This is a genomic window from Pseudomonas sp. 32_A (genome assembly GCF_017490905.1).
Lineage (GTDB): Bacteria > Pseudomonadota > Gammaproteobacteria > Pseudomonadales > Pseudomonadaceae > Aquipseudomonas > Aquipseudomonas inefficax.
The window spans coordinates 52212-77016 of sequence record NZ_JAFGYI010000025.1; the positions used below are offsets into that span (position 1 = coordinate 52212).

Annotated in this window: 26 protein-coding genes; 9 read left to right on the forward strand and 17 right to left on the reverse strand. The window is 62.4% G+C overall.

The window, feature by feature from the left end; all coding sequences use genetic code 11:
• Positions 1-211: 211 nt before the first annotated feature.
• The 3 genes from J5M58_RS16375 (at position 212) to J5M58_RS16385 (ending at position 2725) form a co-directional block, all read left to right on the forward strand.
• Complete coding sequence (locus tag J5M58_RS16375; protein ID WP_061305075.1) at positions 212-1219, forward strand: methionine ABC transporter ATP-binding protein; 1008 nt, start codon at positions 212-214, stop codon at positions 1217-1219.
• Complete coding sequence (locus tag J5M58_RS16380) at positions 1219-1890, forward strand: methionine ABC transporter permease (protein WP_085621373.1); 672 nt, start codon at positions 1219-1221, stop codon at positions 1888-1890. The genes J5M58_RS16375 and J5M58_RS16380 overlap by 1 nt, the downstream gene beginning before the upstream one ends.
• Before the next feature lie 64 nt (positions 1891-1954).
• Positions 1955-2725, forward strand: coding sequence for a MetQ/NlpA family ABC transporter substrate-binding protein (locus J5M58_RS16385; RefSeq protein WP_112251718.1), 771 nt, complete (start codon positions 1955-1957; stop codon positions 2723-2725).
• Positions 2726-2844: 119 nt separating this feature from the next.
• On the opposite strand, the gene J5M58_RS16390 is transcribed toward J5M58_RS16385, so the two are convergent.
• From J5M58_RS16390 to J5M58_RS16410, 5 genes are read right to left on the reverse strand one after another with little or no spacing between them, the layout of a single operon-like run.
• Entirely contained in the window at positions 2845-3477 is a 633-nt protein-coding gene (locus tag J5M58_RS16390) for an SCO family protein (RefSeq protein ID WP_049275720.1), read from the reverse strand.
• Entirely contained in the window at positions 3474-4367 is an 894-nt protein-coding gene (gene cyoE / locus J5M58_RS16395) for a heme o synthase (RefSeq protein ID WP_112251717.1), read from the reverse strand. Before cyoE ends, J5M58_RS16390 begins: the two co-directional genes overlap by 4 nt.
• Positions 4352-5431: a heme A synthase gene (locus J5M58_RS16400; RefSeq protein ID WP_112251716.1), complete on the reverse strand. Its 1080-nt coding sequence runs from the start codon at positions 5429-5431 to the stop codon at positions 4352-4354. Before J5M58_RS16400 ends, cyoE begins: the two co-directional genes overlap by 16 nt.
• Before the next feature lie 9 nt (positions 5432-5440).
• Positions 5441-6022, reverse strand: coding sequence for a hypothetical protein (locus J5M58_RS16405; RefSeq protein WP_207878748.1), 582 nt, complete (start codon positions 6020-6022; stop codon positions 5441-5443).
• A complete protein-coding gene (locus tag J5M58_RS16410) occupies positions 5991-6728 on the reverse strand; it encodes an SURF1 family protein (protein ID WP_207878750.1) in 738 nt (245 codons plus the stop codon). The genes J5M58_RS16405 and J5M58_RS16410 overlap by 32 nt, the downstream gene beginning before the upstream one ends.
• Before the next feature lie 63 nt (positions 6729-6791).
• Here J5M58_RS16410 and J5M58_RS16415 point away from each other — a divergent pair, with 63 nt between their 5' ends.
• Positions 6792-6995 (forward strand): twin transmembrane helix small protein, encoded by a 204-nt coding sequence (locus tag J5M58_RS16415; RefSeq protein ID WP_003258925.1) that lies wholly within the window; start codon positions 6792-6794, stop codon positions 6993-6995.
• A 98-nt stretch (positions 6996-7093) separates the two neighbouring features.
• Here J5M58_RS16415 and J5M58_RS16420 read toward each other — a convergent pair whose 3' ends face one another.
• From J5M58_RS16420 to coxB, 4 genes are read right to left on the reverse strand one after another with little or no spacing between them, the layout of a single operon-like run.
• The gene (locus tag J5M58_RS16420) at positions 7094-7981 is read right to left on the reverse strand and encodes a cytochrome c oxidase subunit 3 (RefSeq protein WP_112251713.1); all 888 of its coding nucleotides are present in this window, start codon (positions 7979-7981) and stop codon (positions 7094-7096) included.
• A 16-nt stretch (positions 7982-7997) separates the two neighbouring features.
• Positions 7998-8564: a cytochrome c oxidase assembly protein gene (locus J5M58_RS16425; RefSeq protein ID WP_112251712.1), complete on the reverse strand. Its 567-nt coding sequence runs from the start codon at positions 8562-8564 to the stop codon at positions 7998-8000.
• Between the two features lie 10 nt (positions 8565-8574).
• Complete coding sequence (ctaD, locus tag J5M58_RS16430; protein WP_013970300.1) at positions 8575-10164, reverse strand: cytochrome c oxidase subunit I; 1590 nt, start codon at positions 10162-10164, stop codon at positions 8575-8577.
• Positions 10165-10207: 43 nt separating this feature from the next.
• Complete coding sequence (gene coxB, locus J5M58_RS16435; protein ID WP_015268462.1) at positions 10208-11335, reverse strand: cytochrome c oxidase subunit II; 1128 nt, start codon at positions 11333-11335, stop codon at positions 10208-10210.
• Positions 11336-11705: 370 nt separating this feature from the next.
• Here coxB and J5M58_RS16440 point away from each other — a divergent pair, with 370 nt between their 5' ends.
• The gene (locus J5M58_RS16440) at positions 11706-12347 is read left to right on the forward strand and encodes a hypothetical protein (RefSeq protein ID WP_112251711.1); all 642 of its coding nucleotides are present in this window, start codon (positions 11706-11708) and stop codon (positions 12345-12347) included.
• 135 nt (positions 12348-12482) lie between these two features.
• On the opposite strand, the gene J5M58_RS16445 is transcribed toward J5M58_RS16440, so the two are convergent.
• The 6 genes from J5M58_RS16445 to prlC all read right to left on the reverse strand — a co-directional run bounded on the left by J5M58_RS16445 (position 12483) and on the right by prlC (position 20879).
• The gene (locus J5M58_RS16445; RefSeq protein WP_112251709.1) at positions 12483-14015 is read right to left on the reverse strand and encodes a SulP family inorganic anion transporter; all 1533 of its coding nucleotides are present in this window, start codon (positions 14013-14015) and stop codon (positions 12483-12485) included.
• A gap of 191 nt (positions 14016-14206) precedes the next feature.
• A complete protein-coding gene (locus J5M58_RS16450; protein ID WP_085621386.1) occupies positions 14207-14926 on the reverse strand; it encodes a carbonic anhydrase in 720 nt (239 codons plus the stop codon).
• 380 nt (positions 14927-15306) lie between these two features.
• Positions 15307-16365: a PA0069 family radical SAM protein gene (locus J5M58_RS16455; RefSeq protein ID WP_112251708.1), complete on the reverse strand. Its 1059-nt coding sequence runs from the start codon at positions 16363-16365 to the stop codon at positions 15307-15309.
• A gap of 77 nt (positions 16366-16442) precedes the next feature.
• Entirely contained in the window at positions 16443-18437 is a 1995-nt protein-coding gene (locus J5M58_RS16460; RefSeq protein ID WP_112251707.1) for a M3 family metallopeptidase, read from the reverse strand.
• 112 nt (positions 18438-18549) lie between these two features.
• Positions 18550-18831 (reverse strand): YheV family putative zinc ribbon protein, encoded by a 282-nt coding sequence (locus J5M58_RS16465; RefSeq protein WP_133969829.1) that lies wholly within the window; start codon positions 18829-18831, stop codon positions 18550-18552.
• Positions 18828-20879: an oligopeptidase A gene (gene prlC / locus J5M58_RS16470; RefSeq protein ID WP_368857200.1), complete on the reverse strand. Its 2052-nt coding sequence runs from the start codon at positions 20877-20879 to the stop codon at positions 18828-18830. The genes J5M58_RS16465 and prlC overlap by 4 nt, the downstream gene beginning before the upstream one ends.
• 102 nt (positions 20880-20981) lie before the next feature.
• On the opposite strand from prlC, the gene J5M58_RS16475 reads away from it, so the two are divergent.
• Together J5M58_RS16475 and J5M58_RS16480 are read left to right on the forward strand one after the other, a co-directional pair.
• Entirely contained in the window at positions 20982-21530 is a 549-nt protein-coding gene (locus tag J5M58_RS16475; RefSeq protein ID WP_112251704.1) for a gamma carbonic anhydrase family protein, read from the forward strand.
• A 122-nt stretch (positions 21531-21652) separates the two neighbouring features.
• The gene (locus J5M58_RS16480) at positions 21653-22303 is read left to right on the forward strand and encodes an HAD family hydrolase (RefSeq protein ID WP_112251703.1); all 651 of its coding nucleotides are present in this window, start codon (positions 21653-21655) and stop codon (positions 22301-22303) included.
• Positions 22304-22426: 123 nt separating this feature from the next.
• On the opposite strand, the gene J5M58_RS16485 is transcribed toward J5M58_RS16480, so the two are convergent.
• A complete protein-coding gene (locus tag J5M58_RS16485; protein ID WP_112251702.1) occupies positions 22427-23500 on the reverse strand; it encodes an aminopeptidase in 1074 nt (357 codons plus the stop codon).
• Between the two features lie 85 nt (positions 23501-23585).
• Between J5M58_RS16485 and J5M58_RS16490 the strand changes: the two genes are divergently transcribed.
• Positions 23586-23999: a hypothetical protein gene (locus tag J5M58_RS16490; protein ID WP_015268455.1), complete on the forward strand. Its 414-nt coding sequence runs from the start codon at positions 23586-23588 to the stop codon at positions 23997-23999.
• 55 nt (positions 24000-24054) lie between these two features.
• On the forward strand, positions 24055-24468 hold the full coding sequence (locus J5M58_RS16495) for a hypothetical protein (protein ID WP_112251701.1): 414 nt from the start codon (positions 24055-24057) through the stop codon (positions 24466-24468).
• A 33-nt stretch (positions 24469-24501) separates the two neighbouring features.
• Here the strand turns inward: J5M58_RS16495 and J5M58_RS16500 are convergent, their stop codons facing one another.
• Positions 24502-24735, reverse strand: coding sequence for a DUF1161 domain-containing protein (locus tag J5M58_RS16500; protein WP_112251700.1), 234 nt, complete (start codon positions 24733-24735; stop codon positions 24502-24504).
• Positions 24736-24805 lie beyond the last annotated feature (70 nt).

Here is a 24805-nt window from a genome sequence, read left to right on the forward strand (position 1 = left end):
ATCACTCTACAGGCGTGCCCGTTCGGGCTTGTTCAGGTAGTGACCGGAGCGCTTTGCCGAGCGTTCAATCAGAATTACCGGTTGTCGCCATATGCCCGAAGGATTGGAGCATTACGAAATAAATGCTAAGAACAGCTATGGGAAAAGGCTAAAATGCGCGACCCCAGCTAACCGCTGACCCAAATTCCATGCGCCCCACAAGGTTCGCTACGTGATCGAGTTCCAACAGGTACACAAGACCTACCGCGTCGCCGGTAGGGAAATCCCCGCACTGAATCCGACCAGCCTGACCATCGAAGATGGCCAGGTGTTCGGCCTGATCGGCCATTCCGGCGCCGGCAAGAGCACCATGCTGCGCCTGATCAACCGCCTGGAAGAACCTTCCGGCGGCAAGATCATCGTCGATGGCGAAGACGTTACCGCGTTCAATGCCAGCCAGCTGCGCGGTTTCCGCCAGCAGGTCGGGATGATTTTCCAGCACTTCAACCTGCTGGCCTCCAAGACCGTCGCCGACAACGTCGCCCTGCCACTGACCCTGGCCGGCGAGTTGTCGCGCAGCGAAATCGACAAGCGCGTGACCGAGCTCCTGGCCCGCGTCGGCCTTTCCGACCATGCCAAAAAGTACCCGGCGCAGCTGTCCGGTGGCCAGAAGCAGCGCGTCGGCATCGCTCGAGCCCTGTCCACCAACCCGAAGATCCTGCTGTGCGACGAGGCCACCAGCGCCCTCGACCCGCAAACCACCGCCTCGGTCCTGCAATTGCTGGCCGAAATCAACCGTGAGCTGAAGCTGACCATCGTCCTGATCACCCACGAAATGGACGTGATCCGCCGGGTCTGTGACCGCGTGGCAGTGATGGACGCCGGCCAGATCGTCGAGCAAGGCTCGGTGGCCGAGGTGTTCCTGCACCCGCAGCACCCCACCACCAAGCGCTTTGTCCAGGAAGACGAGCAGGTCGACGAAGGCGAGCAGCGTGACGACTTCGCCCATGTGCCAGGCCGTATCGTGCGCCTGACCTTCCAGGGCGACGCCACCTACGCGCCACTGCTGGGCACCGTTGCCCGCGAAACCGGCGTGGACTACAGCATCCTTGCCGGGCGTATCGACCGCATCAAGGATGTCCCCTATGGCCAGCTCACCCTCGCCCTGATCGGCGGTGACATGGAAGCGGCGTTCGCCCGCTTCAAGGCAGCTGACGTACATATGGAGGTACTGCGTTGATGGACGCCCTGAGTTTCTTTGCCAACGTCGACTGGGCCGAAATCTGGCTGGCCAGCGTCGATACCATGATCATGCTGTTCGGCTCGCTGTTCTTCACCGTGCTGCTCGGTTTGCCGCTGGGCGTGCTGCTGTTCCTCTGCGGGCCGAAGCAGATGTTCGAGCAGAAGGGTGTGTATGCGCTGCTGTCGCTGATCGTCAACATCCTGCGCTCGCTGCCGTTCATCATCCTGCTGATCGTGATGATTCCGATCACCGTGCTGATCACCGGCACTTCGCTGGGCGTAGCCGGCGCCATTCCGCCGCTGGTGGTGGGTGCCACGCCGTTCTTCGCGCGCCTGGTGGAAACCGCCCTGCGTGAAGTGGACCGCGGCATCATCGAGGCCACCCAGTCGATGGGCGCCACCACACGTCAGATCATCACCAGCGCACTGCTGCCAGAGGCCCGCCCGGGCATCTTCGCCGCCATTACCGTGACCGCCATCACCCTGGTGTCGTACACCGCCATGGCCGGTGTGGTCGGTGCAGGCGGCCTGGGCGACCTGGCCATTCGCTTCGGCTACCAGCGTTTCCAGACCGATGTGATGGTCGTCACCGTGGTGCTGTTGCTGGTACTGGTTCAAGTCCTGCAAAGCGTGGGCGACAAACTGGTCGTACATTTTTCCCGTAAGTAACCCCAATGGGGTCGGCCCGTCCGACCCGTTCGGGGGCCGTCGCGGCCCTCACAAGGAGTGATCAATGAAGAAGCTGCTTGCTGTTGTCGCCGCTGTCGCGGCCTTCTCGGCCCACGCCGAGTCCCTGACCGTCGCCGCTACCCCGGTGCCGCACGCCGAGATCCTCAACTTCGTCAAACCTGCACTGGCGAAAGAGGGCGTGGAGCTGAAGGTCAAGGAATTCACCGACTACATCCAGCCGAACGTGCAGGTTGCCGAAAAGCGCCTGGACGCCAACTTCTTCCAGCACCAGCCTTACCTGGATGAGTTCAACAAGGCCAAGGGCACCAACCTGGTGAGTGTTGCCGGCGTGCACATCGAACCGCTGGGCGTTTACTCGGCCAAGATCAAGAAGCTGGACGAGCTGTCCTCCGGTGCCACCGTGGTCATCCCCAACGACGCCACCAACGGCGGCCGCGCGCTGCTGCTGCTGGACAAGGCCGGCGTGATCAAGCTGAAGGACAACAAGAACATCCTGTCCACCGTGAAGGATGTTGCCGAGAACCCGAAAAGCCTGAAGTTCCGTGAGCTGGAAGCAGCCACCATCCCGCGCGTGCTGACCCAGGTCGATGCTGCCCTGATCAACACCAACTACGCGCTGGAAGCCAAGCTGAACCCAGAGAAAGACGCCCTGGCCATCGAAGGCAGCGACTCGCCTTACGTGAACATCCTGGTTGCCCGCCCGGACAACAAGGACTCGGATGCCATGAAAAAACTGGCTGCTGCACTGCACTCGCCTGAGGTGAAGCAGTTCATCAACGAGAAGTACAAAGGCGCTGTGGTGCCGGCGTTCTAAGCCGAATAATCGCGCTGGGTTCTTCGCGGGTAAACCCGCTCCCACAGGTACAGCGTAAGCCGTGAGTCTGGCGCTATCCCTGTGGGAGCGGGTTTACCCGCGAAGCTTTTGTGGCTAACTCAATCCCGCTTCACAAGCCCCGGCAACTGCGCCACCAGCTTCTGGTTGTTGAACGGCGCCCGAATGAACCCGCGCTGACGCCCATCCGGCCCCACAACCGCCAGGTTGCCGCTGTGATCCACGGTATACCCCGGCTTGCTGGTATCGGCCGGAATGAACGGAATGCTCAAGGCATTGGCCAGCTTCTGGGTATCCTCGATCGACCCCGCCACCCCGACGAAATCCTTGTCGAAATAACCCAGGTACTGCTTCAGCTGGTTCGGTGTGTCGCGGTTCGGATCCACGCTCACCAGCACCACCTGCAGCCGGTCGACGGCTTCCTTGGGCAGCTCGCTCTTCACCTGGCGCAGCTGGGCCAGGGTGGTCGGGCAGATGTCCGGGCAGTAGGTGTAGCCGAAGAACAGCAGCGACCATTTGCCCTTCAGGTCATCCAGTTGCACCGGTTGGCCGTCCTGGTTGGTCATGGTCACGTCGGCCACCGTACGGCTCTGCGGCAGCAGGATGATGCCGGCATCGATCAGCTCGGCGGGGTTCGGCTGGTCGCGGCCATTGAGCACCTTGTTTACGGTCAGGCCCAGGATCAACGCGACCAGGGCAACGAGGATGAAGACGGTTTTCTGGGTTCGGGTCATAGGTTCAGCAACAGGTAATGGTCGAGAAGTAGCGCGATGAACAGCGCGAACAGGTAGCCGATAGAGTACTTGAAGGTACCGATCGCCGCGTGCGGCCGGCTGCCACGGTACAACACCCAGGCCCATTGCAGGAAGCGCAGGCCCAGTACCAGGGCGCAGGCCAGGTACAGCAGGCCGCTCATGTGGATGGTATAGGGCAGCAGGCTTACCGCCAGCAATACCAAGGTGTACAGCAGGATATGCAGCTTGGTGTAGCGCTCGCCGTGGGTCACCGGCAGCATCGGGATATCGGCCTTGGCGTATTCCTCCTTGCGGTGGATGGCCAAGGCCCAGAAGTGGGGTGGGGTCCAGGCGAAGATGATCAGCACCAGCAGCAGGGGCTCGGCGCTGACATGGCCACTGACCGCCACCCAGCCCAGCAATGGCGGGGCGGCGCCAGCCAAGCCACCGATGACGATGTTCTGCGGTGTGGCACGCTTGAGAAAGCCGGTGTAGAGCACCGCATAGCCGAGCAGGGAAGCCAGCGTCAGCCAGGCGGTGAGGGGGTTTGTGAACACCAGCAGCAAGGCCATGCCCAGCAGCGCCAGCACCAGGGCGAACAGCAACGCAGGCAGCGGCCCGACCCGGCCCTGGGCCAGCGGGCGCTTGTGGGTACGCGCCATCAACGCGTCGATGCGTCGGTCCACCACATGGTTGACCACCGCCGCGCCGCCTGCACACAAGCCGATACCCAAGTTACCGAACAGCAGCACGCTCCAGCTGACGCCAGCACGGGTGGCAAGGAACATGCCCGCCAGCGAGGTGATCAGCATGAGCACCACCACCTTGGGTTTGGTCAGCTCCAGGTAATCACGCCAACTTGCCCTCTGTGCGCTCAGAAGCGTCGCCACGAATCATTCCTCATGTGGTGGGAGATACCCACGCCTGCCACAGGCCGCAGGCGCCAGCCATGGCCAACACCCACGCGAACCTTGTCGACCACGCGGATGCGGTAGTTCACAAGCACCATGCTCAGCAGCAACAGCGCACCACCAGCGTTGTGCGCCACGGCCACGGCCAGCGGCAGGTGCAGCAGCACATTGCTGATGCCCAGGCCGACTTGCACCACCAGTACCAGCAGCACCAGCCGCGCCAGGCCAGGGAGCCCGCAACGGTGCAGCTTCCAGCTGAGCATCAGCAGCACGCAGGTCACCAGCAATGCACCCAGGCGGTGGCTGATGTGGATGGCCGTGCGCGCATCACTGTCCAGTTGCCCGCCCAGATAGTTGGGCCCGACGTGCTGGGTCAGGTGGAAACCATTGCTGAAGTCCGCCGCCGGCCACCACTGGCCGTGGCAGGTGGGCAGGTCGACGCAGGCGACGGCCGCGTAATTGGCACTGACCCAGCCGCCCAGGGCGATCTGGCCGATTACCACCAACAAGGCCAGCGCGGCGATCCGGCGCAGGCTCAATGGCAGTTTTGGCAAGGGCGCAAAGGCCCGGGACAGACGCAGGGACAACAGGAACAACAAGCTCAGGGTAGTGAAACCACCGAGTAGATGCGCGGTGACCACCTGCGGCCACAGCTTGAGGGTGACCGTCCACATGCCGAAGGCTGCCTGGGCCAGCACCACGCCCAGCAACAGCAGGGGCAGGCGATAAGGCTGGCCATCGCGGGCATGCCGGCGCAGCGCCTGCAAGGCGAGCAGGGCGATCACCATCGCCAGGGTGCCGGCGAAGTAGCGGTGGACCATCTCGGCCCAGCCCTTGGCGGCTTCCACCGGGTGTTCGGGGAAATGCAGCTCGGCATGAGCCAGCTGCGCTTCGCTCTTGGGCACGCTGATGAAGCCGTAGCAACCCGGCCAGTCCGGGCAGCCGAGGCCGGCGTGGGTCAGGCGGGTATAGGCACCGAGCAGGACGACCAGCAGTGCCAGCAGGGTGGCGAACACAGCAAGGCGGAATCCGGGTCTGGCCATGGCAGGCTCCTAGCCGATGTTGGACAGCTTGAGCAGGTGGCGCAGATCATCCAGCACATGCTTGCCGTCGACCTTGGCGTCGTAGCGCAGCACCAGGTTGCCGTGTGGGTCGACGATCCACAACTGCGGGCCGGCCTCGCCGACCTTTTGCAGGTAGCGTTGCGCATCCAGCGGGTAGCGCTGCAACTGTGGGTATTCGCGACCGAGCAACGCCTGGTAGTCGGCACTTGCCGGCTGGGCGGATGCCAAGGCATGGCTGGCACGGCTGGCATCACGGCCCAGGCCGACCTGGATCTGCCTGGCCAGGTACACCAGCCGCTGGCAGTCCTCGGCGCAGGCTGTGGGTGCGCTCACCAGGAGCTGCCAGCGCTCGTCCTGGCCCGCAACACCGAGATCGGAAAGGCTCTCACCGTTGCCGATCATCACGCCGTGGTAGCTGCGGCCATCCGGCACCCAGAACTTGAGCTTGTACATGCTGGTGGCCAGAACCATCGGCCCGAGCACCACCAGCAGAATCAGCAGCAGCTGCAAACGCCCGCGGGCTCTGGGTTTGCTACGTTCAGGCACTTCCAGTGGAGTGGCGGTGGCCATGGCGTTTCTCCTTGTTGTGGTGCCAGCCGAAGTAGAGGTAGAGCAGTACCAAAGTGGTTGCCAGGGCAAACCATTGCACGGCGTAACCCAGGTGTTTTTCCGGGCCCATCGCAACGACCGGCCAGTCAAGGCGATAGGTCGCCGGGCCGGGTTCCAGGCGCAATTCGTGGGCGAAGCCTTCGCGATCGAGCTGCTGCCACAGCTGTGTGGCATCCACGGCGGTCAGCAGGTGCGGCCACTGGCCGCCTGCAGGGTCGGGATGCAGCTGAAAGGTGCTGCCAGGCGCGACATACACCGAAGCGTCCAGCGCCAACGCCTGGGCTGGGGTATCGAATTGCACCGGCATGCGGCGGTCCGGCCAGGGTAGCCAGCCGCGGTTGACCAGCAGCCATACGTCGCTGGCCTGATCATGGAAAGGTTGCAGCAGCTCGACACCGGCCTGGCCATCGCGCATGCGGTTGTCCAGCAGCAGGCTGTGCTCGGCGTCAAAGCGGCCATAGAGATGCACGCGACGGAAGGCATTGTCCTGGTTCGCCGTCAGTTGGGCCGTGGCCATTGGCGTTTCGACCCGCCGCTCGGCATACGCGGCCAGCAGCACGCGTTTTTCCTCGGCACGGCCGAGTTGCCAGCAGCCAAGTGCGATCAGCCCCGGCAGCAGCGCAAGCACCACCAGGGTTGGTACCCAGCCCGGACGAAACGGCCTCATCGGAGCCTCGCCGGGCCGATCGCTATACTTATCCACATCACCGCATCCCCCCGGAGTATCGCCATGCTCAAGGCCGCGATTGTCCTGATGCTGTTGGCCACGATTGCCAGCCTGTTCAGTGGCCTGGTGTTTCTGGTCAAGGACGATGAAAACTCGACCCGTTTGCTGAAAGCGCTGACCGTGCGGGTGACCCTGGCGGCCCTGACCATCGGCCTTGTCGCCTGGGGCTTCATCAGTGGTCAGCTCGTATCTCACGCCCCTTTCTGAAGTTTTCAGCTGACCCTGTGGGGCGGGCATGCCCGCGAATGCGATGTTGAATGTACCGACGCATTCGCGGGCGCGCCCGCTCCCACAGGGTTCTCTATTCACAGCACATAGACAAAGATGAACAACCCCACCCACACCACATCGACGAAGTGCCAGTACCAACTGGCCGCCTCGAAACCAAAGTGTTTCTCCGGGTTGAAATGCCCGCGCAAGATGCGCACGAACATCACGATCAGGATGATCGTGCCCAGGGTCACGTGGGCGCCATGGAAGCCGGTGAGCATGAAGAACGTCGCGCCATATATCCCCGACCCCAGCGTCAGCCCCAGCTTGGTATAGGCCTCGTGGTACTCGTAGGCCTGCAACGCGATGAAGCTGGCGCCCAGGACGATGGTCAGCGCCATCCAGAATTTCAGCGGGCCACGGTGGTCACGGCGCAGGGCATGGTGGGCGATGGTGATGGTCACGCTGGAGCTGACCAGCAAGATGGTGTTGATCAGTGGCAGGTGCCACGGGTCGATCACTTCCTTGGGCGGCGGGAACAGTTTCGGGTCGGGCGTGTGCAGCAGCGGCCAGGTGAATTCGAAGGTCGGCCACAACATGTGCGCAACACCCTTGGCCCCATCACCGCCCAGCCACGGCCCGGCCAGCACGCGCACGTAGAACAGCGCACCGAAAAACGCCAGGAAGAACATCACCTCGGAAAAGATGAACCAGCTCATGCCCCAGCGGAACGAGCGGTCAAGCTGCGGGCTGTACAGCCCCGCGCGGCTTTCCCGCACCACCGAACCGAACCAGCCAAACAACATGTAGGCCAGGAACAACGCGCCGATGAAGAAAATCAGCGGCCCGTGCGAGTCGGGGTGGCCAGCCTTCATGTCGTTGAACCAGGTGCCCAGGCCGAACACCGTGATGAACATGCCGATGGTGGCGATGATCGGCCACTTGCTCTGCGCCGGAACGTAGTAGTGCTCATGACTTGCCATTGCTGTTCTCCTTCCCTTAACGGGCGCCCTGGACGTCCTGGGCCGCGACATGCGCGACCGGCGGGTGGCGAGCGGTGATGTCGAACAAGGTGTAGGCCAGTGTCAGGTGCTTCACGCTGGCCGGCAGGTCGCGGTCGACGATGAAGCGCACCGGCATCTCGATGCGTTCACCGGGCTGCAGCACCTGCTGGGTGAAGCAGAAGCACTCGGTCTTGTGGAAGTACGCCGCGGCCTCGGCCGGGGTGATGCTGGGAATGGCTTGCGCACTCATCGGCCGATCGGTCGGGTTGTGGGCAATGAAGATCATCTGGTTCACCGCGCCCGGGTTGACCTCCAGCTGATCTGCGGTGGAGTAGAAGTCCCAGACCATGTCGCTGGCATTGGTCGACATGAACTGCACCCGCACCGAACGCGTCGTGTCGCTGACCTGGCTGCCTTCATACTGCCCACCGGTCTTGCCGTTGATGCCGAAGGCCTTGCACATCACGTCATAGATAGGCACCAGGGCGAAGCCGAAGGCGAACATCACCACCGTCAGCATCAACAGGCGCAACACCAGGCGTTTCAGCGAAAGGCCATTCATGGCACGGTTCCTATTTCACTTCCGGTGGCGTCTGGAAGGTGTGATACGGCGCAGGCGAAGGGATCGACCACTCCAGGCCCTCGGCGCCATCCCATGGCTTGGCCGGTGCCGGCGCACCGCCGCGGATGCACTTGATGACGATGAACAGGAAGAAGATCTGCGTGGCGCCGAACATGAACGCGCCGATCGACGACACCATGTTGAAGTCGGCGAATTGCAGGTTGTAGTCGGGAATTCGCCGTGGCATGCCCGCCAGCCCCACGAAGTGCATGGGGAAGAAGGCCATGTTCATGCCGATGAACGATAGCCAGAAGTGCAGCTTGCCGAGGGTTTCGTCGTACATGTGGCCGGTCCATTTCGGCAGCCAGTAGTAGGCCGAGGCGAAGATGCCGAAGATCGCCCCAGGCACCAGCACATAGTGGAAGTGCGCCACCACGAAGTAGGTGTCGTGGTACTGGAAGTCCGCCGGGGCGATGGCAAGCATCAGCCCGCTGAAACCGCCGATGGTGAACAGGATGACGAAGGCGATGGCGAACAGCATCGGCGTCTCGAAGGTCAGCGAGCCTTCCCACATGGTGCTGACCCAGTTGAACACCTTCACCCCGGTAGGCACGGCGATCAGCATGGTGGCGTACATGAAGAACAGTTCGCCAACCACCGGGATACCGACCACGAACATGTGGTGGGCCCAGACGATGAACGACAGGAAGGCGATGGCGCCGGTGGCGTAAACCATGGAGGTGTAGCCGAACAGCGGCTTGCGCGAGAACGCCGGGATGATCGAACTGACCGCGCCAAAGGCCGGCAGGATCATGATGTATACCTCGGGGTGGCCGAAGAACCAGAACACGTGCTGGAACAGCACCGGGTCACCGCCACCGGCGGCACTGAAGAAGCTGGTGCCGAAATGGATGTCCATCAGCATCATGGTCACCACACCGGCCAGCACCGGCATCACCGCAATCAGCAGGAACGCGGTAATCAACCAGGTCCAGACGAACAGTGGCATCTTCATCAGGGTCATGCCCGGGGCGCGCAGGTTGAGGATGGTGGCGATCACGTTGATCGCGCCCATGATCGAGCTGATACCCATCAGGTGGATGGCGAAGATGAAGAAGGTGACACTGGCCGGCGCGTAGGTGGTGGACAGCGGAGCGTAGAAAGTCCAGCCAAAGTTGGGCCCGCCGCCCGGGCTGAACAGGGTCGAGACCAGCAACAGGAAAGCCGCCGGCAGCAGCCAGAAGCTGAAGTTGTTCATCCGCGGCAGGGCCATGTCGGGCGCGCCGATCATCAGCGGGATCATCCAGTTGGCGAGGCCGACGAAGGCCGGCATCACCGCACCGAACACCATGATCAGGCCGTGCATGGTGGTCATCTGGTTGAAGAATTCCGGCTGGACGATCTGCAGCCCTGGCTGGAACAGCTCGGCGCGGATCACCATGGCGAACGAGCCACCGAGCAGGAACATGATGAAGCTGAACCACAGGTACATCGTGCCGATGTCCTTGTGGTTGGTGGTCAGTACCCAGCGCATCAGGCCCTTGGCCGGGCCGTGCGCGTGGTCATGGCCGTGGGCGTGGTCGTCGATCACTGCACTCATGTCCTGCCTCCTGCAACCCATTGATTGCCGCGAGTAACCCGGTTCATTGCGCTTCTGCCTGCTTCAGCGCCAGCACGTCCTTCGGCGTGACCATGTCACCCTTGTTGTTGCCCCAGGCGTTGCGCTCGTAGGTGACCACGGCGGCGATGTCGACTTCCGAGAGCTGCTTGCCGAACGCGGCCATGGCAGTACCGGGCTTGCCGTGGAAGACGATGCCCAGGTGGGCTTCCTTCGGCCCGGTGGCGATCTTCGAACCCTTGAGCGCCGGGAACATCGGCGGCAGGCCCTGGCCTTCAGCCTGGTGACAGGCCACGCAGGTGGTGTGGTAGACCTTGTCACCACGTTCCACCAGTTCCTCCAGGGTCCATTCCTTGCTGGTCAGCTCCTTGAGCTTGGCAGCTTCGGCCTTGCGCTCGCCCAGCCAGGTGTCGTAGTCGGCCTTGGACTTGACCTCGACGACCACCGGCATGAAGCCGTGATCCTTGCCGCACAGCTCGGTGCACTGGCCGCGGTAGATGCCGGGTTTCTCGATACGGGTCCAGGCTTCGTTGACGAAGCCGGGGATGGCATCACGCTTGACCGCGAAGGCCGGCACCCACCAGGAGTGGATGACATCGGCAGCAGTCACCAGGAAGCGCACCTTGGCGCCCACCGGCAGCACCAGCGGTTGGTCGACTTCGAGCAGGTAGTGCTCGTCCTTGGGTGCCTTGTTGTGGATCTGCTCTGTGGGGGTGGCCAGGTTGCTGAAGAACTCCACATCCTGGCCCAGGTATTTGTAGTGCCACTTCCACTGGTAGCCGGTAACCTGGATATCGATGTCCGACTCGCTGGCATCGTAGATGTCGATCAGGGTCTTGGTGGCCGGAATGGCCATGGCCACCAGGATCAGGAAGGGGACCACGGTCCAGAGGATTTCCACCCAGGTGTGCTCGTGGAAATGCGCAGCCTGCTGGCCGGTTGAGCGGCGGTGGATGACCATGGACCAGAACATCGCGCCAAAGACAACGATGCCGATGATCACGCAGATCCAGAAGATGGTCATGTGCAGGTCGAAGACGGCGTTGGAGACTTCCGTCGCCCCTGGGTGCATGTTCACGGTCCAGGCGGCGTTGGCCTGACCAAAAACCGACCACAACAGGAGGCCCATCCAGACATGTGGATGTCGCATCATTGCGGGTTCCCCTTCTCGTTCTTGTAGTCCCGGAGGCGTGGCCTGCGGCAAGAGGGAACGGTGGTCAAGACTGCCTGGCTTCGACGACCGAGCCCCTGCTAAAAGCAGTCGGGCCTCATCAACGAATCACGTTCACCGGGAGTATAGACAGCGACCAACGGCACGCAACGAAGGCCGTGAAATGAACTTCATTGAAATGGCTGAACGGCCTGAAAACCGCGCGCTTGACACGGCATGGCGCAATAATGGCATTTCGATATGCCTGAGCATGCACACGTTTTCGCGACTTATAACAAATACGTCTTAGGTATTCTGTATACCGAGCTAATTTAGTGTCTTCCGTTTGAAACGTAATGTCCCTGGAGTTGTCATGAACATCGCTGCTGTACGCGAGCAGGTAAGCCAAGCCCATCAACACGAAGGCCGGACCGGCCAATTGAAACAGCGTCTCGAGCTGCAACTGCCCCATCTGCACCCCTCGATCCAACTGCCTGAGCAGGACGCCCAGGGTACTTTGGCGCGCTTCGTCAGCGCCTACATCGACCAGGTTCCGGAACTGCTGGAGGCCGCCCATGAGGTCGCCCGCGAGGCCGGGATCGAATCGCAGATCAAACCTGTACTGAAAATTGCCGAAGCCTACTTCCTGCAGCCGCCCAGCGTGATGCAAGGCCATGTGGGCCTGGACTGCCTGCTGGATGAGGCCTACCTGGCGCACCGCCTGGTGGAAGAGGTGAACGACCTGTACATCCGTCACTTCCAGCAGCCATTGATCCCGGTCGACACCACCGTCGCCAACCTGATTGCCCACCAGTTGATCGGCGAGGCGTTTGCCAACCAGCTGGATGAAGTGGTGCACCACTCGGTGGATGAAATGTTGAATGACGAAAGCTTCGCGGTGGAGTCGGTAGAGGCTTACCGCGAGAAATTGAGCAGCCCGGAAACTGGCGAGGCCTGGAAGCGCTGGCCTTGCCTGTCACGGCAGCTGGGCGTGGAGCTGGGCCAGCCGGCCTGATCCATTTGTAAAAACTGTTCCGGCCTCTTCGCGGGTAAACCCGCTCCCACAGGTACTGCACAGGGTTCAAAGCCTGCGCAGTACCTGTGGGAGCGGGCGTGCCCGCGAAGAGGCCGGTTCAGGCGGCTTTCAGCTTCAGGCCCCAACCCCCGCCGTAGTCCGCATCCGCCCCTCGATCCGCCGCTTCAACCGTCGCTGCTCGATCAGCAACCGCGAGCCATTCGCCGAATTGCTCCGGCCCCAGTCCTCAAGCAGCTCGAGGCACGAGTGGTCGATATAGCTCAGGTTACCCAGCGGCACATGCAGCGTGGTCCCCGCCGGCACGCTATCCAGTACCTGGGTCAGCGCCGGCACTTTGAGGAAAGTGGCCGCGCCACTCAACCGCAGCTCCATGTGCCCAGCTTTCTCCAGGCTGACCAGGTTGATCTTCAACCGCGCCGCCTTCAGCGCCAGCTTCAGCAAGGTCAGCGCAAACCCCAGCAGCACGCCAGTAAGCAGGTCGGTAAAGATGATCGCCAGCGCCGTCGCCGCGTAGGTGAACATCGGCATGCGGCCATAGCGGCCAAGCCCACGAAACGCCTTGAAATCCACCAGCTTGACCCCGGTGAATACCAGCACACCGGCCAGGCTCGCCACCGGGATCTGCTGCAGCACGCTGCTCAGCGCCACCACGAACGCCAGCAGCCACAAGCCATGGAAGATCGCCGAAGCCCGAGTCTGCGCACCCGCCTGCACGTTGGCCGAGCTACGCACGATTACCCCGGTCATCGGCAACGCGCCGAGCACCCCGCACAGCATGTTGCCGATGCCCTGGGCTGACAGCTCACGGTCGAAGTCCGAGCGCTGGCCGCTGTGCATGCGGTCAACCGCTGCAGCCGACAACAAGGTTTCGGCGCTGGCGATGAAGGCCAGGGCAAAAGCGGCGACCAACAGGGTAGGGTCGGCCAGTTGCATCAGGTCACCAGGGCGGATCCAGTCGATGGCCTCGGACAGGTCGGCCGGCACCTGTACGCGGTTCACCGGCAAAGCCAGCCACATGCTTATGGCCGTCATGGCCGATACGCCCAGCAGGGCACCCGGCACGAAGCGCAGCCGCTGCGGTCGCAGGCGCTCCCAGCCCCACATGATGGCAATGGTGCCCAGGCCCAGTGTGCCAGCCATCCAACCGGAGCCAGCGCTTTCCTGCGGCAGGGCCGCGGCCACGGTCGCCGGGAACTCCAGCAGGTTCTGCATGCCGGATGGCTGCGGCGCAGTGTCGAACATCACATGCAGCTGCGACAGCACGATCAGCACGCCAATCCCCGCCAGCATGCCGTACACCACCGCCGGAGCGGTAACCCGAAACCAGCAGCCCAGGCGCAAGCGCCCGGCCAGCAACTGCAGCAAGCCGGCCAGCAGCAGGATCGGCCCGAGCATGGCTATACCATGCTGGCGTACCAGCTCGAACACCAATACTGCCAGGCCGGCGGCCGGGCCACTGACCTGCAGCGGCGAACCGGCAAGGAAACCTACGACAATACCGCCGATTATGCCGGTAACCAGGCCTTTGGCCGGCGGCATGCCCGAGGCGATCGCAATGCCCATGCACAACGGCAGGGCCACCAGGAAGACCACCACCGACGCCAGCAACTCACGCGGCAGGGCCGCTTTCAACTGTGTAATGTTCACCGTGTTTCTCCTTTCTTTGTCACACAGCCATTCCTCTGGCCGTGGGCACGTTTGTCCCCGACGAGCGCGCAGGCGCGGGCCGCCAGCGGGCGTGCCGGCAGGCAGTCAGGGAATTCAGGGCAGCCGAAGGCCGCGCCACACCCCTACAGGGTGCAGCCGGCTATCAAGGTTTCAGCGGGTGGACGGGTCGCTTAGTAGCGGCCTCTCGGAGTAGCGCAGGGGACCGGCTCGCCAGCAGCCAGGGGCAGGAAGCTGTCGCTGGCGGCGTCGTAGGCTTCGATCTTGCTGGTCTCGATATCGTAGACCCAACCATGAATGAACAGCTCACCGGCTGCCAGGCGCGAAGCCACCGAAGGGTGTGTGCGCAGGTGATGCAGCTGGGCGATGACGTTTTCCTTGGTCAGCACCTGCATCGTTTCGTGTTCGCTACCGCACGAACAGTTGTTCTCGACCACGGTGCGGGCCACTTCGGCGTGGCGCAACCAGGCGGACACGGTCGGCATCTTGGTCAGCGATTGCGGGTTGAGCACCGCACGCATGGCGCCGCAGTCGGAGTGGCCACAGACGATGATGTGGTGCACTTTCAACGCCAGCACGGCGTATTCGATGGCGCTGGAAACGCCGCCGTTCATCTGGCCATAAGGCGGTACCACGTTACCGACGTTACGAGTCACGAACAGGTCGCCAGGCGAACTCTGGGTGATCAGCTCGGGAACGATGCGCGAGTCGGCGCAGGTAATGAACATGGCGCGCGGGGTTTGCGCGGTGGCGAGCTTCTTGAACAGCTCTTGCTGCTCGGGGAAAACGTCATGGTGAAAACGCAGGAAGCCGTCGACGATGTGCTTAAGGGCGGCATCGGCGCTCTCCGCGGGGACCTGCGGTACGACCTTGGATGGGTCCTTGACGGGCATGATTCATCCTCTTGACGGTGTGTAGGTAAATCCATTTTACCGGTGAAAGATTCTGGCTATGCGGAGATTTAGATGACACGCACGGGCCATAGATCACAGTCTTCGTGGACTGGTTGCCTACGCTAGCGGGGAAAACTTAACTGAAACTTAATTCGAAGGCTCTAGAACGGGTGTTCCAGATAGGAAAGGCGGGTATTGGATAATAGCAAAAAAACATCAACTGCCAATATGTATTAGCCTGATTATTGGTTGTCATTAGTAGAATTCTGAGCAGAGCACGGCCTCTGTGGGAGCGGGTTTACCCGCGAATGCGTCATTGAAGCCACCGATGCATTCGCGGGTAAACCCGCTCCCACAGAGACCGTCCAATGGCTCGAACATCAGAACAGCGCCATCTGCCCACCCGGTGGGCAGAACGCCGAACAATCCAGCGCCTGCGCTTCTCGCCCTTCAAACTCCAACCGTTTCATCGCCTTGGCGAAGCGCTGCGCCAGCAACTCGGCAAACACGCCTTCACCGCGCATCCGTGAACCAAACCGGCTGTCATACAGTTCGCCACCGCGGCTCTGGCGAATCAGGCTCAACACATGCGCCGCCCGCTGCGGGTAATGATCCTGAAGCCATTGCTCGAACAACGGTGCCACTTCCAGCGGCAGGCGCAACATCATGTAGGCAGCGCTCTGCGCACCGGCCTCCCTGGCCGCCTCCAGCAGCCGTTCCAGTTCACTGTCGTTGATCATCGGGATCATCGGCGCACACAACACCCCCACCGGCACTCCCGCCTCGCGCAGCACGCGGATCGCCCGCAAACGCGCCTTGGGTGACGCCGCACGCGGCTCCAGCACCCGTTTCAGGTCATCGTCCAGCGTGGTCAAGCTGATCATCACCCGTGCCAGGCGCTGGCGCGCCATCTCGGCCAGCAAGTCGAGGTCGCGAAGCACCAGTGAACCCTTGGTAACGATGGTCACCGGGTGGCGAAAACGCAGCAGCACTTCGAGCAGGCGCCGAGTCAGCAATTGTTCACGCTCGATCGGCTGATACGGGTCGGTATTGCTACCCAGGTTGATCGGTGCGCATACGTAACCCGGTTTGCTCAGTTGTTGCGCAAGCACCTCGGCGGCGTTGGTCTTGGCAATCAGCTTGGTCTCGAAATCCAGACCGGGGGAAAGGTCCCAGTAGGCGTGGGAAGGGCGGGCATAGCAGTAGATGCATCCGTGCTCGCAGCCACGGTAAGGGTTGATGGAGCGGTCGAAGGGCAGGTCGGGTGAGGTGTTGCGGCTGATCATCGACTTGGCCGTCTCTGCCCGCACCTCGGTGCCCTGGGTTTGCGGCACCTCCTGATACCAGCCGTCATCCTCCACCACCGAATGGCTGGAAGCAAAGCGGTTGTGCGGATTGTGCGCCGTGCCACGGCCCTTTTGCGGTGCTGGAGGAATCATGGCTTACCTCGAATACTGTATTCATATACAGTATCGTGTGCGCCTGATGCTTTCCAGCACCTCCGGTCAGCACATCCTCACTTCAAGCCATGCCAACGCAGGTAAGGCAACTGGCTGGCCTTCCGGCCAAGGAACTCCTCGATGCCGTCACGTAACGGGCGCGATGCCCCCGGGGCAAGCAATGCCTCCTGCAGCGCCCGTCCTGTGGCCCGGTTCAGCAAGCCTTGGGCCTCGAAGCGGGTGAACAGGTCGAAGGCGTGCACATCCGACCACAGATAGGCGTAATAGCCGGCATCGTAGCCGTTCACCAGATGGTCGAAGGCATGCGCCGGGTGCTCGAAATCGGCCAGGGGCCAGTAGCCACACTGCTCACGGGCATCGTGCAGGCGCTGCTCAAGGGACCGGCCATCATTCGGCGTGCCATGCAGGTCCAGGTCGAACAGCGCCATGCTCAGATCGCGCGCGGTTTCTTCCACGCCTTGTTGCCGCAAGCGGCGCAGGCACTCGTCGACCCGGGTCCGTGAAAGCTTGCTGCCATCCTGGCGGGGCGAAGAAATCGCCACCAGGTAGTCCGCGTCCCAGACCCAGCGCTCGAACAGCTTGCCGAACAGCTCCACGCCATCTGTACCGAGTTCGGTGACGTTGGACATCACGTGGTTGGTAGTGCGCACCAGCAAATGGTGCAAGGCATGGCCAAACTCATGGAACAGCTTGCGCAGTGACAGATGGTCCAGCAACGGCTGGCTACCCGGAAGCGCTGCTGGCACGTCGCTGTAGACCACAACCGAGGCCGCCTGGAAGATTCCCTCGGCATCGACCCGGCGGTTGCGAATGTAGGTGGTGAACACCGAGTCAGGCTGTTTGCCGGCATGCTGTACGGCGTCCAGGTACAGGAAACCGATCAAGGCGTTGTCCTGCCACACCTCGAACGGTTGCACGCTGTCATCCCAGGTCGCCAGCGGTCTGGCCTGCAGCGTCACGCCAAACAGCTTATCCGCCAATTGCTTCAAAGCGCTGACAACGGCGTTCAGCGGGAAGTGTTCGCGCAAGGCTTCGGTGGAAAGCACCTCGCGCGACGAGGCCTGCAGGTAGGCAATGTCCCAAGGTTGGACACTCCCCAGCCCTTCGGCGGCGGCCTGGCGCTGCATATCTGCACGCCACTGCAGCACGGCCGGACTCACATGGCCAGCCAGGTCATGCAGAAAGCTGCGCACCTGGGCGACCGAACCCGCGCTCTTCGTATGCAGGCTCTGCTCCAGATGGCTGGCAAAGCCGAGCAGGTGGGCCTTTTCTTCCAGCAACTTCGCCACTTGCTCCAGGTGCGAGCGATTATCCTGCTGTTGGCCAAGACCGACGCCTCTGGTGTTGTAAGCCCGGTACACGCGCTCACGCAGTTGCCGGTTGTCGGCATGTTTGAGCACGGCGTCGGTGGTAACGCTTTCACAAGCAATCAACCATCCCGGTTCACCCGCTTCCTGTGCCCTTGTAGCCAGCTCGTCACGGATGCGCTGAGGTACACCGCTCAGTTCGGACTCATCCGTGATGCTCAGCCCTGGCCGGTTGATGTTGCTGCGAAACGCCTCACGCGCGGCTCCAATCTGTTTCAGCAGTTCGGCCAGGCGCATCTTGCCGGCTGGGTCGAGCGATGCACCACTGGAGATAAACTTTTGCAGATGCCAGCGCAAAGTGGCGCGTTTCTGTGCATCCAGCTGCTTGCCGATATCGCTGTTGGCCAAGCGCTCATACAGGGCGTGCAGTGCGGAGTTGGTGAATTTCTGTTCGAACCGCTCCGTGGCCTTGGCGAAGAAGTCGAAGATGGCACCAGCCCAGGCTTCATCCCGACCAACCAATGGCGAGGCGGCATACAACACTGCCAGTAGCTGGCTATCCAGCCCGTCCACCGCCAGCACCATGTCATCCCAGGTTGGCAATGCCTGCTGGTCGCGGATGATGCGCTCGATACCTTGCTCGTGCGCCAACAGCACGTAGTCGAAAGCAGCCTGCATGTTTTGAAGCGTGATCGACGGATAATCGATGGGGGTATGGCTGTTTTGCAGAAGGGGGTTGTCCATGGGTGCAACACCTTGCTCGTAGGGAAGAGCAGGCGAGTTTGCATGGCCAGCGTGCGGCAGGCGGCCTGAATATCTACCACCCGGGCATGCAAGCCCGGGTGGCACGACTGCGTTATTCAGCCGGTTTCTTCAGCTTCGGGTTGGGGAAGAACTGCACCGTCTGTACCTTGGCCGGCGCGGCTTTCGGCTCCAGATGGTTGACCCGGGTGCCGAGCTCCTTCGGCACCGACAAGCCCTGCTCGTTGAGGGTGTCGGTAAAGCCGCAGGCCACACACTCGCGGTGCGGTACGCCGTCTTCGTTCCACATCATCAGCTTGTCGGTCTCGCTGCATGCCGGGCATACCGCCCCGGCAATGAAGCGCTTCTTGGTCTTGTTCACGGCTCCCTCACTCATGCCGCAGCGTCCTCGCTCAGGCCGCTGTGGCGCAGCAATGCATCAATGGAAGGTTCACGGCCACGGAAGTCGACGAACAGCTCCATCGGCTCGCGCGAACCACCGCGTGCCAGGATCGCCTCGCGGAAGGCACGGCCGGTATCGGCGTTCAACACGCCTTCTTCCTCGAAGCGCGAGAAGGCGTCAGCCGACAGCACTTCGGCCCATTTGTAGCTGTAGTAGCCCGCCGCATAACCGCCAGCGAAGATGTGCGCAAAGCTGTTGGGGAAGCGGTTGTACGCCGGTGGGCGCATGACCGACACCTCGTCGCGCACGCCTTCGAGCACCTGCAGCACGCTACGGCCGTCGCCATGGGTGGCGTGCAGCTCGAAGTCGAACAGCGAGAACTCCAGTTGGCGCACCATCATCATGCCCGACTGGAAGTTCTTCGCCGCCAGCATCTTGTCCAGCAGGTCCTGGGGCAGGGGGGCACCGGTTTCGTAGTGGGCGGAGATCAATGCCAGGCCTTCCGGCTCCCAGCACCAGTTTTCCATGAACTGGCTCGGCAGTTCGACCGCGTCCCAGGCCACGCCATTGATGCCGGATACACCGGCATGCTCGATGCGGGTCAGCATGTGGTGCAGGCCATGGCCGAACTCGTGGAACAACGTGGTGACTTCATCGTGGGTCAACAGCGCCGGCTTGCCGGGCGCGGCCGGGGTAAAGTTGCACACCAGGTTGGCCACCGGGCTCTGCAACTGGCCAGCAGCTGTGCGGCGACGGTCACGCGCGCCATCCATCCAGGCACCGCCACGCTTGTTGGCGCGGGCGTAGAGGTCGAAGAAGAAGCGGCCGACGTGCTGGCCGTTTTCCTTGATCTCGAACAGGCGCACATCCGGATGCCAGCTGTCGAAGCCCTTGAGCTCGGCGATTTCGATACCGTACAGGCGCTGCACGATGCTGAACAAGCCGCCCAGCACCTTGTCGATCGGGAAGTAGGCGCGCAGGGCTTCCTGCGACACGCTGTAACGCTGCTCGCGCAGCTTCTCGCCGAAGTAGCCGGCGTCCCAGCTGGCCAGCTCAGGGCAGCCCTGCTCGGCGGCATAGGCCTTGAGTTGCAGCAGGTCCTGAGCGGCGAACGGCTTGGAACGCTTGGCCAGGTCACGCAGGAAGCTCAGCACCTGGTCGCTGGACTCGGCCATCTTGGTGGCAAGGCTCAGCTCGGCGTAGTTCTTGTAGCCCAGCAGTTCGGCCAGCTCCTGGCGCAGGCCGAGGATTTCCTGCATCACCGGGCCGTTGTCGAACTGGCCGGCATTCGGGCCCTGGTCCGAGGCACGGGTGCAGTAGGCGGCGTACAGCTCTTCGCGCAGGGCGCGGTCGCTGGCGTAGGTCATCACCGCGTAGTAGCTGGGGAATTCCAGGGTGATCAGCCAGCCGTCAAGGCCCTTGGCCTGGGCGGCGGCGGCCATCTGGGCCTTGGCCGAATCGGTCAGGCCAGCCAGCGCGGCTTCGTCGGTAACGTGCTTGGTCCAGGCCTGGGTGGCATCGAGCAGCTGGTTGGAGAAACGGCTGCCCAGCTCGCTGAGCTTGCTCTGCACTTCGGCGTAGCGCTGCTGTTTATCCGCCGGCAGGTCAATACCCGACAGGCGGAAGTCACGCAGGGCGTGCTCGAGGATAGTCTTTTGCGCCACGTCGAAGCCGGCGGCTTCGGGGCTGTCGATCAGCGCCTGGTAGGCTTCGAACAGCGCGCGGTTCTGGCCCAGTTCGGTAGAGTAGGCGCTTAGCGCCGGCAGGCACGACTCGTAGGCTTCGCGCAGCTGCGCGCTGTTGCACACCGCATTGAGGTGGCTGACCGGGCTCCAGGCGGCGCCCAGGCGGTCGTTCAATTCGTCCATGGCCAGCACCAGGCCAGCCCAGGTAGGGTTCTTGCCCTGCTTTTCGAGGATCTCGGCAATGGCTTTACGGTTGTCGGCCAGGATCGCTTCGATCGCCGGCAACACGTGTTCGGCACGGATTTGCGAGAAGGGCGGCAGATCGTAGGACTGCAGAAGCGGGTTGTTCGCACTCACGGTTTGGATACCTTGGCAGAAGAAACACTGCCCCATCTTAATTACAATCGACGCCGACCGCAGCAGGCAGCCTGCCTATCGGCACAGATGAGAGACGCTATCATGGCCATCCGAAGCTTCCAGCAACACACTCCGAAAGTTGGGCCCAGGGCCTTCGTCGACCGATCGGCGGTAGTGCTGGGCGACGTGGAAATCGGTGAAGACAGCTCGGTCTGGCCATTGACCGTGATACGCGGCGACATGCACCGCATCCGCATAGGCGCGCGTACCAGCGTGCAGGACGGCAGCGTGCTGCACATCACCCATGCCGGCCCGTTCAACCCGGACGGCTTCCCGCTGATCATCGGCGACGAAGTGACCATCGGTCACAAGGTCATGCTGCATGGCTGCACCCTGGGCAATCGCATCCTGGTCGGCATGGGCAGTACCATCATGGACGGCGCCATCGTCGAGGACGAAGTGATTATCGGCGCCGGCAGCCTGGTGCCGCCGGGCAAGCGTCTGGTCAGTGGCTACCTGTACATGGGCAGCCCGGTGAAACAGGCCCGGCTGCTGAACGAGCAGGAACACGCGTTTTTTTCCTATAGCGCCAGCAACTATGTGAAGCTAAAGGACCAGCACCTGGCCGAAGGCTACGACCAACCTGAATGATCGCATTCGCGGGTAAACCCGCTCCCACAGGTACGGCGCCGGCCTCAGGCCCTGTGATACCCCTGTGGGAGCGGGTTTACCCGCGAAGAAGACCACGCAGCACTCAAAGTGGACCCCCGCAAATGCACCAGCAGAACATCCTATTCGACCTCGACGGCACCCTGACCGACCCGCGCCAGGGCATCACCCGCTCGATCCAGTACGCCTTGGCCAAGCTGGGCATCGACGAGCCGGACCTGACCCGCCTCGAGCACTTCATCGGCCCACCCCTGCTGCAGGCTTTCATGCAGTTCTACAGCTTCGACGAAGCCAAGGCCTGGGAGGCGGTGAATTTCTATCGGGAACGCTTCAAGGTCACCGGCCTGTACGAAAACCTGGTGTTCGAAGGTGTACCGGAGCTGCTCGAAGCCCTGACCGGCCAAGGCCGCACGCTGTACATCGCCACCTCAAAGCCGTGGGAGTTCGCCCGTGAAATCGCCCGGCACTTCGCCTTCGACCACCACTTCAAGGTGATCTACGGCAGTGAACTGGACGGCACGCGCACCAACAAGGTGGAGCTGATTCGCCACCTGCTGGATGAAGAAGGGCTGGACCCGGCGCAGACGCTGATGATCGGCGACCGCAAGCATGACCTGATCGGTGCGCGCAGCAATGGCTTGCAGGCGGTGGCGGTGGGGTACGGGTTTGGTAGCCAGGAAGAGTTGATGGCGGAAGAACCGGCCTTCCACTTTGCTACCTTGGCCGAGATGTATCAGGCATTTCTCAGGGCTTGAGGGCCATTGGGGCTGCTTTGCAGCCCATCGCGACGCAAGGCCGCTCCCACATTGATCTACGTATGCAAGACCTTTGTGGGAGCGGCCTTGCGTCGCGATGGGCCGCAAAGCGGCCCCAAATTCTCACAGGTTCACCATCAACCGCTGCAACGCCACTTTCCTCTCTTCAATCGGCAACCGGCCCAGTTGCTCGACCCGCTGATAAAACCGAGCCCAATCCCCGTCAACCTCACGGAATACCGCCGCAAACGCCGGTACCCATTGATCATACAGCCCGAACGGCAACAGCTTGGCATTGCTCATCGGCCCATACATCCAGGCGTCATAGCGCTTGTCGCCACCCCACTGGGCATCACGCACTTGCCGGTATTCCCGCCTAAGCCGCTCGAACTCCGCCTGCTTGGCCGTCCGCTTCTGCGCATCATCCAGAGGCCCGGCATAAATCGCCTGCAACCGCTCGCGGCTGGCCAGCACCAACCGGATGAACTGCTCACGCTGCTGCCCTTGCTCCCCGCCAGAGGCACTCAGGCCCCGCTCCACGCGCCATTGCCGCGTGCCCTCCTGCTCGACGAAGGAGGCAAACGACTCGTTGAACTCGGTGTCGTCCTGCACATAAAAGCGCTGGTGCGCCAGCTCATGGAAGATCAGCGTGGCCAGGCGCTCGTCGCTCCAGCCCACCATCGACGACAGGATCGGGTCGTCGAACCAGCCCAGGGTCGAATAGGCCTCCACGCCGCCCACGTAAACATCCATGCCGTCCTGGCGCATCAACGCCGCCGCACCACGCGCCGCGCCTTGGTGGTAATAGCCGCGATAGGCCACACATCCCGCGATCGGGAAGCAGTGCGTCACTGGCTGCAACGACAGCTCGGGGGTTGCGAACACATTCCATACCACATAGGGCCTGCCAAGGTCGGCATATACCCGGTAGCTGCGGTTGTCCGGCAGCTTCAGCTGCCGGCTGGCAAATGCCCGCGCCTGCTTGGCGTGTTCCAGGCGCGCGCGCAATTGCGCTGAAGTGGCCGGGTTGGCCACTACCTGCTCCAGTGGCTGACGTGCGCGTAGCAGCTGCCATTGGCCCTCGGCCAACTGCCCATAGTAGGCCGCGCTGCTGCAACCGTTCAGCAGGAGCACCGCCAGCAGGGGAACCAAACGGGTGAAAACAAGGTCGAGTGGCCCAGGGCCTGAGCGCTGCATAAGAATAAGTCGAAGCATCTGCAACTGTCTGACTCGCTCAAGGCCGATTCACTCCAAGACTATCTCGCCAAGGGGGCGTTTCGCCATGCGTGCACTGTTGGTCACCGGCTCACTGTTGCTGATATCCGCCTGTTCGACCTTGCCAGACCCGGACCCGAACCAGGCCTGGATCGACCTCACGCCCTACGACAACACCTCGCTGCACGCCGTGCAGGTAGATGAACGCGACTGGGCCGACAGCCGTTATTTCGAAGTACAGCCCGGCAGCCACGAGCTGACCGTGCGCTACCAGTTTCCGGTTACCCCCAGCAATATCGGCCCGGTCGAGGAGCCGTTGTGGCGGGATTGCCAGGTCAAGCTGACCTTCAAGGATTTCAGTGCCGGCCAGCGCTACCAGCTGCAGGCTGGCAGCATCGGCTTCCGCCCCTGGATCAAACTCTACGACCACCAGCAGAAACTGGTTGGCCAGGGCTTGCCCGCAGGCTGCCAGCGCACCTGAAACGCACAAACGGCGCTATGCTTGTAGTCTATAAGTCGCAAGCGGGAGTCTTGCCATGCGCCAGCCCATGATGCTGATCGCCCTCAGTACACTGGGGGCCTGCGCCAGCCCCTTGCCGCCCGTCGACCCCAAGCAGGCCTGGGTCGACCTGTACACCATGACCCCAGGCAGAATAATCATGGCCGACCGCCTTGATGGCCAGCGCCTGGAGGATGGCCGTTACTTTCAGGTGACGCCGGGCAAGCACGAACTGGTAGTGCGCTTCGATTATGAGGTCAAGGGGGGCGGCCTCACGACCCAGCCCAGGGACCGTACCTGCTACCTGACCGTGCGCTTTGACAACTTCAAGGCCGGTGAACGCTATCGCCTGGAGGCACGGGCGCCGGTGATGGAGCCGCAGGTGCTGCTGTATGACGGCAGCCGCAAGGTGGTGGTGAACGAGCCTAGCGAGGTGTTCTGCATTCCTTGACCTGGGGCCGCAAAGCGGCCCCAGGTCAAGGAATCACCGATCATTTTTCTGATAAATGATCTTTTTGGTCCCACCATCGCAGGTCCCGACGACCATGTTCTGGTCCTTGACCTCGCTGTTGGGCACGATCTCCAAGGTATAGGACGAAACACCCTGGGCCTGGATCTTGGCCTCGATCTCGGCTTTGAGCTCCTCGCACGGCTTGACCGCCGCCAGCGTAGACGTGGCGACCAGGGAAGCCAACACGGCGATTGCGACGCGAATCATGAAACGGCTCCTGAAAGGGCAGCGTGCTGCCGACGCTGTTTAGACTACAGCAAACCGCCCTCATTGCACT

What these genes read in the sequence shown, in the direction of transcription:
- J5M58_RS16380 (WP_085621373.1), top strand. Translation starts at nt 1,219, where the DNA reads ATGGACGCCCTGAGTTTCTTTGCCAACGTCGACTGGGCCGAAATCTGG.
- J5M58_RS16385 (WP_112251718.1), top strand. Translation starts at nt 1,955, where the DNA reads ATGAAGAAGCTGCTTGCTGTTGTCGCCGCTGTCGCGGCCTTCTCGGCC.
- J5M58_RS16390 (WP_049275720.1), bottom strand. Translation starts at nt 3,477, where the DNA reads ATGACCCGAACCCAGAAAACCGTCTTCATCCTCGTTGCCCTGGTCGCG.
- J5M58_RS16400 (WP_112251716.1), bottom strand. Translation starts at nt 5,431, where the DNA reads ATGGCCAGACCCGGATTCCGCCTTGCTGTGTTCGCCACCCTGCTGGCA.
- J5M58_RS16405 (WP_207878748.1), bottom strand. Translation starts at nt 6,022, where the DNA reads ATGGCCACCGCCACTCCACTGGAAGTGCCTGAACGTAGCAAACCCAGA.
- J5M58_RS16410 (WP_207878750.1), bottom strand. Translation starts at nt 6,728, where the DNA reads ATGAGGCCGTTTCGTCCGGGCTGGGTACCAACCCTGGTGGTGCTTGCG.
- J5M58_RS16415 (WP_003258925.1), top strand. Translation starts at nt 6,792, where the DNA reads ATGCTCAAGGCCGCGATTGTCCTGATGCTGTTGGCCACGATTGCCAGC.
- J5M58_RS16420 (WP_112251713.1), bottom strand. Translation starts at nt 7,981, where the DNA reads ATGGCAAGTCATGAGCACTACTACGTTCCGGCGCAGAGCAAGTGGCCG.
- J5M58_RS16425 (WP_112251712.1), bottom strand. Translation starts at nt 8,564, where the DNA reads ATGAATGGCCTTTCGCTGAAACGCCTGGTGTTGCGCCTGTTGATGCTG.
- ctaD (WP_013970300.1), bottom strand. Translation starts at nt 10,164, where the DNA reads ATGAGTGCAGTGATCGACGACCACGCCCACGGCCATGACCACGCGCAC.
- coxB (WP_015268462.1), bottom strand. Translation starts at nt 11,335, where the DNA reads ATGATGCGACATCCACATGTCTGGATGGGCCTCCTGTTGTGGTCGGTT.
- J5M58_RS16440 (WP_112251711.1), top strand. Translation starts at nt 11,706, where the DNA reads ATGAACATCGCTGCTGTACGCGAGCAGGTAAGCCAAGCCCATCAACAC.
- J5M58_RS16450 (WP_085621386.1), bottom strand. Translation starts at nt 14,926, where the DNA reads ATGCCCGTCAAGGACCCATCCAAGGTCGTACCGCAGGTCCCCGCGGAG.
- J5M58_RS16455 (WP_112251708.1), bottom strand. Translation starts at nt 16,365, where the DNA reads ATGATTCCTCCAGCACCGCAAAAGGGCCGTGGCACGGCGCACAATCCG.
- J5M58_RS16460 (WP_112251707.1), bottom strand. Translation starts at nt 18,437, where the DNA reads ATGGACAACCCCCTTCTGCAAAACAGCCATACCCCCATCGATTATCCG.
- J5M58_RS16465 (WP_133969829.1), bottom strand. Translation starts at nt 18,831, where the DNA reads ATGAGTGAGGGAGCCGTGAACAAGACCAAGAAGCGCTTCATTGCCGGG.
- J5M58_RS16475 (WP_112251704.1), top strand. Translation starts at nt 20,982, where the DNA reads ATGGCCATCCGAAGCTTCCAGCAACACACTCCGAAAGTTGGGCCCAGG.
- J5M58_RS16480 (WP_112251703.1), top strand. Translation starts at nt 21,653, where the DNA reads ATGCACCAGCAGAACATCCTATTCGACCTCGACGGCACCCTGACCGAC.
- J5M58_RS16485 (WP_112251702.1), bottom strand. Translation starts at nt 23,500, where the DNA reads ATGCAGCGCTCAGGCCCTGGGCCACTCGACCTTGTTTTCACCCGTTTG.
- J5M58_RS16490 (WP_015268455.1), top strand. Translation starts at nt 23,586, where the DNA reads ATGCGTGCACTGTTGGTCACCGGCTCACTGTTGCTGATATCCGCCTGT.
- J5M58_RS16495 (WP_112251701.1), top strand. Translation starts at nt 24,055, where the DNA reads ATGCGCCAGCCCATGATGCTGATCGCCCTCAGTACACTGGGGGCCTGC.
- J5M58_RS16500 (WP_112251700.1), bottom strand. Translation starts at nt 24,735, where the DNA reads ATGATTCGCGTCGCAATCGCCGTGTTGGCTTCCCTGGTCGCCACGTCT.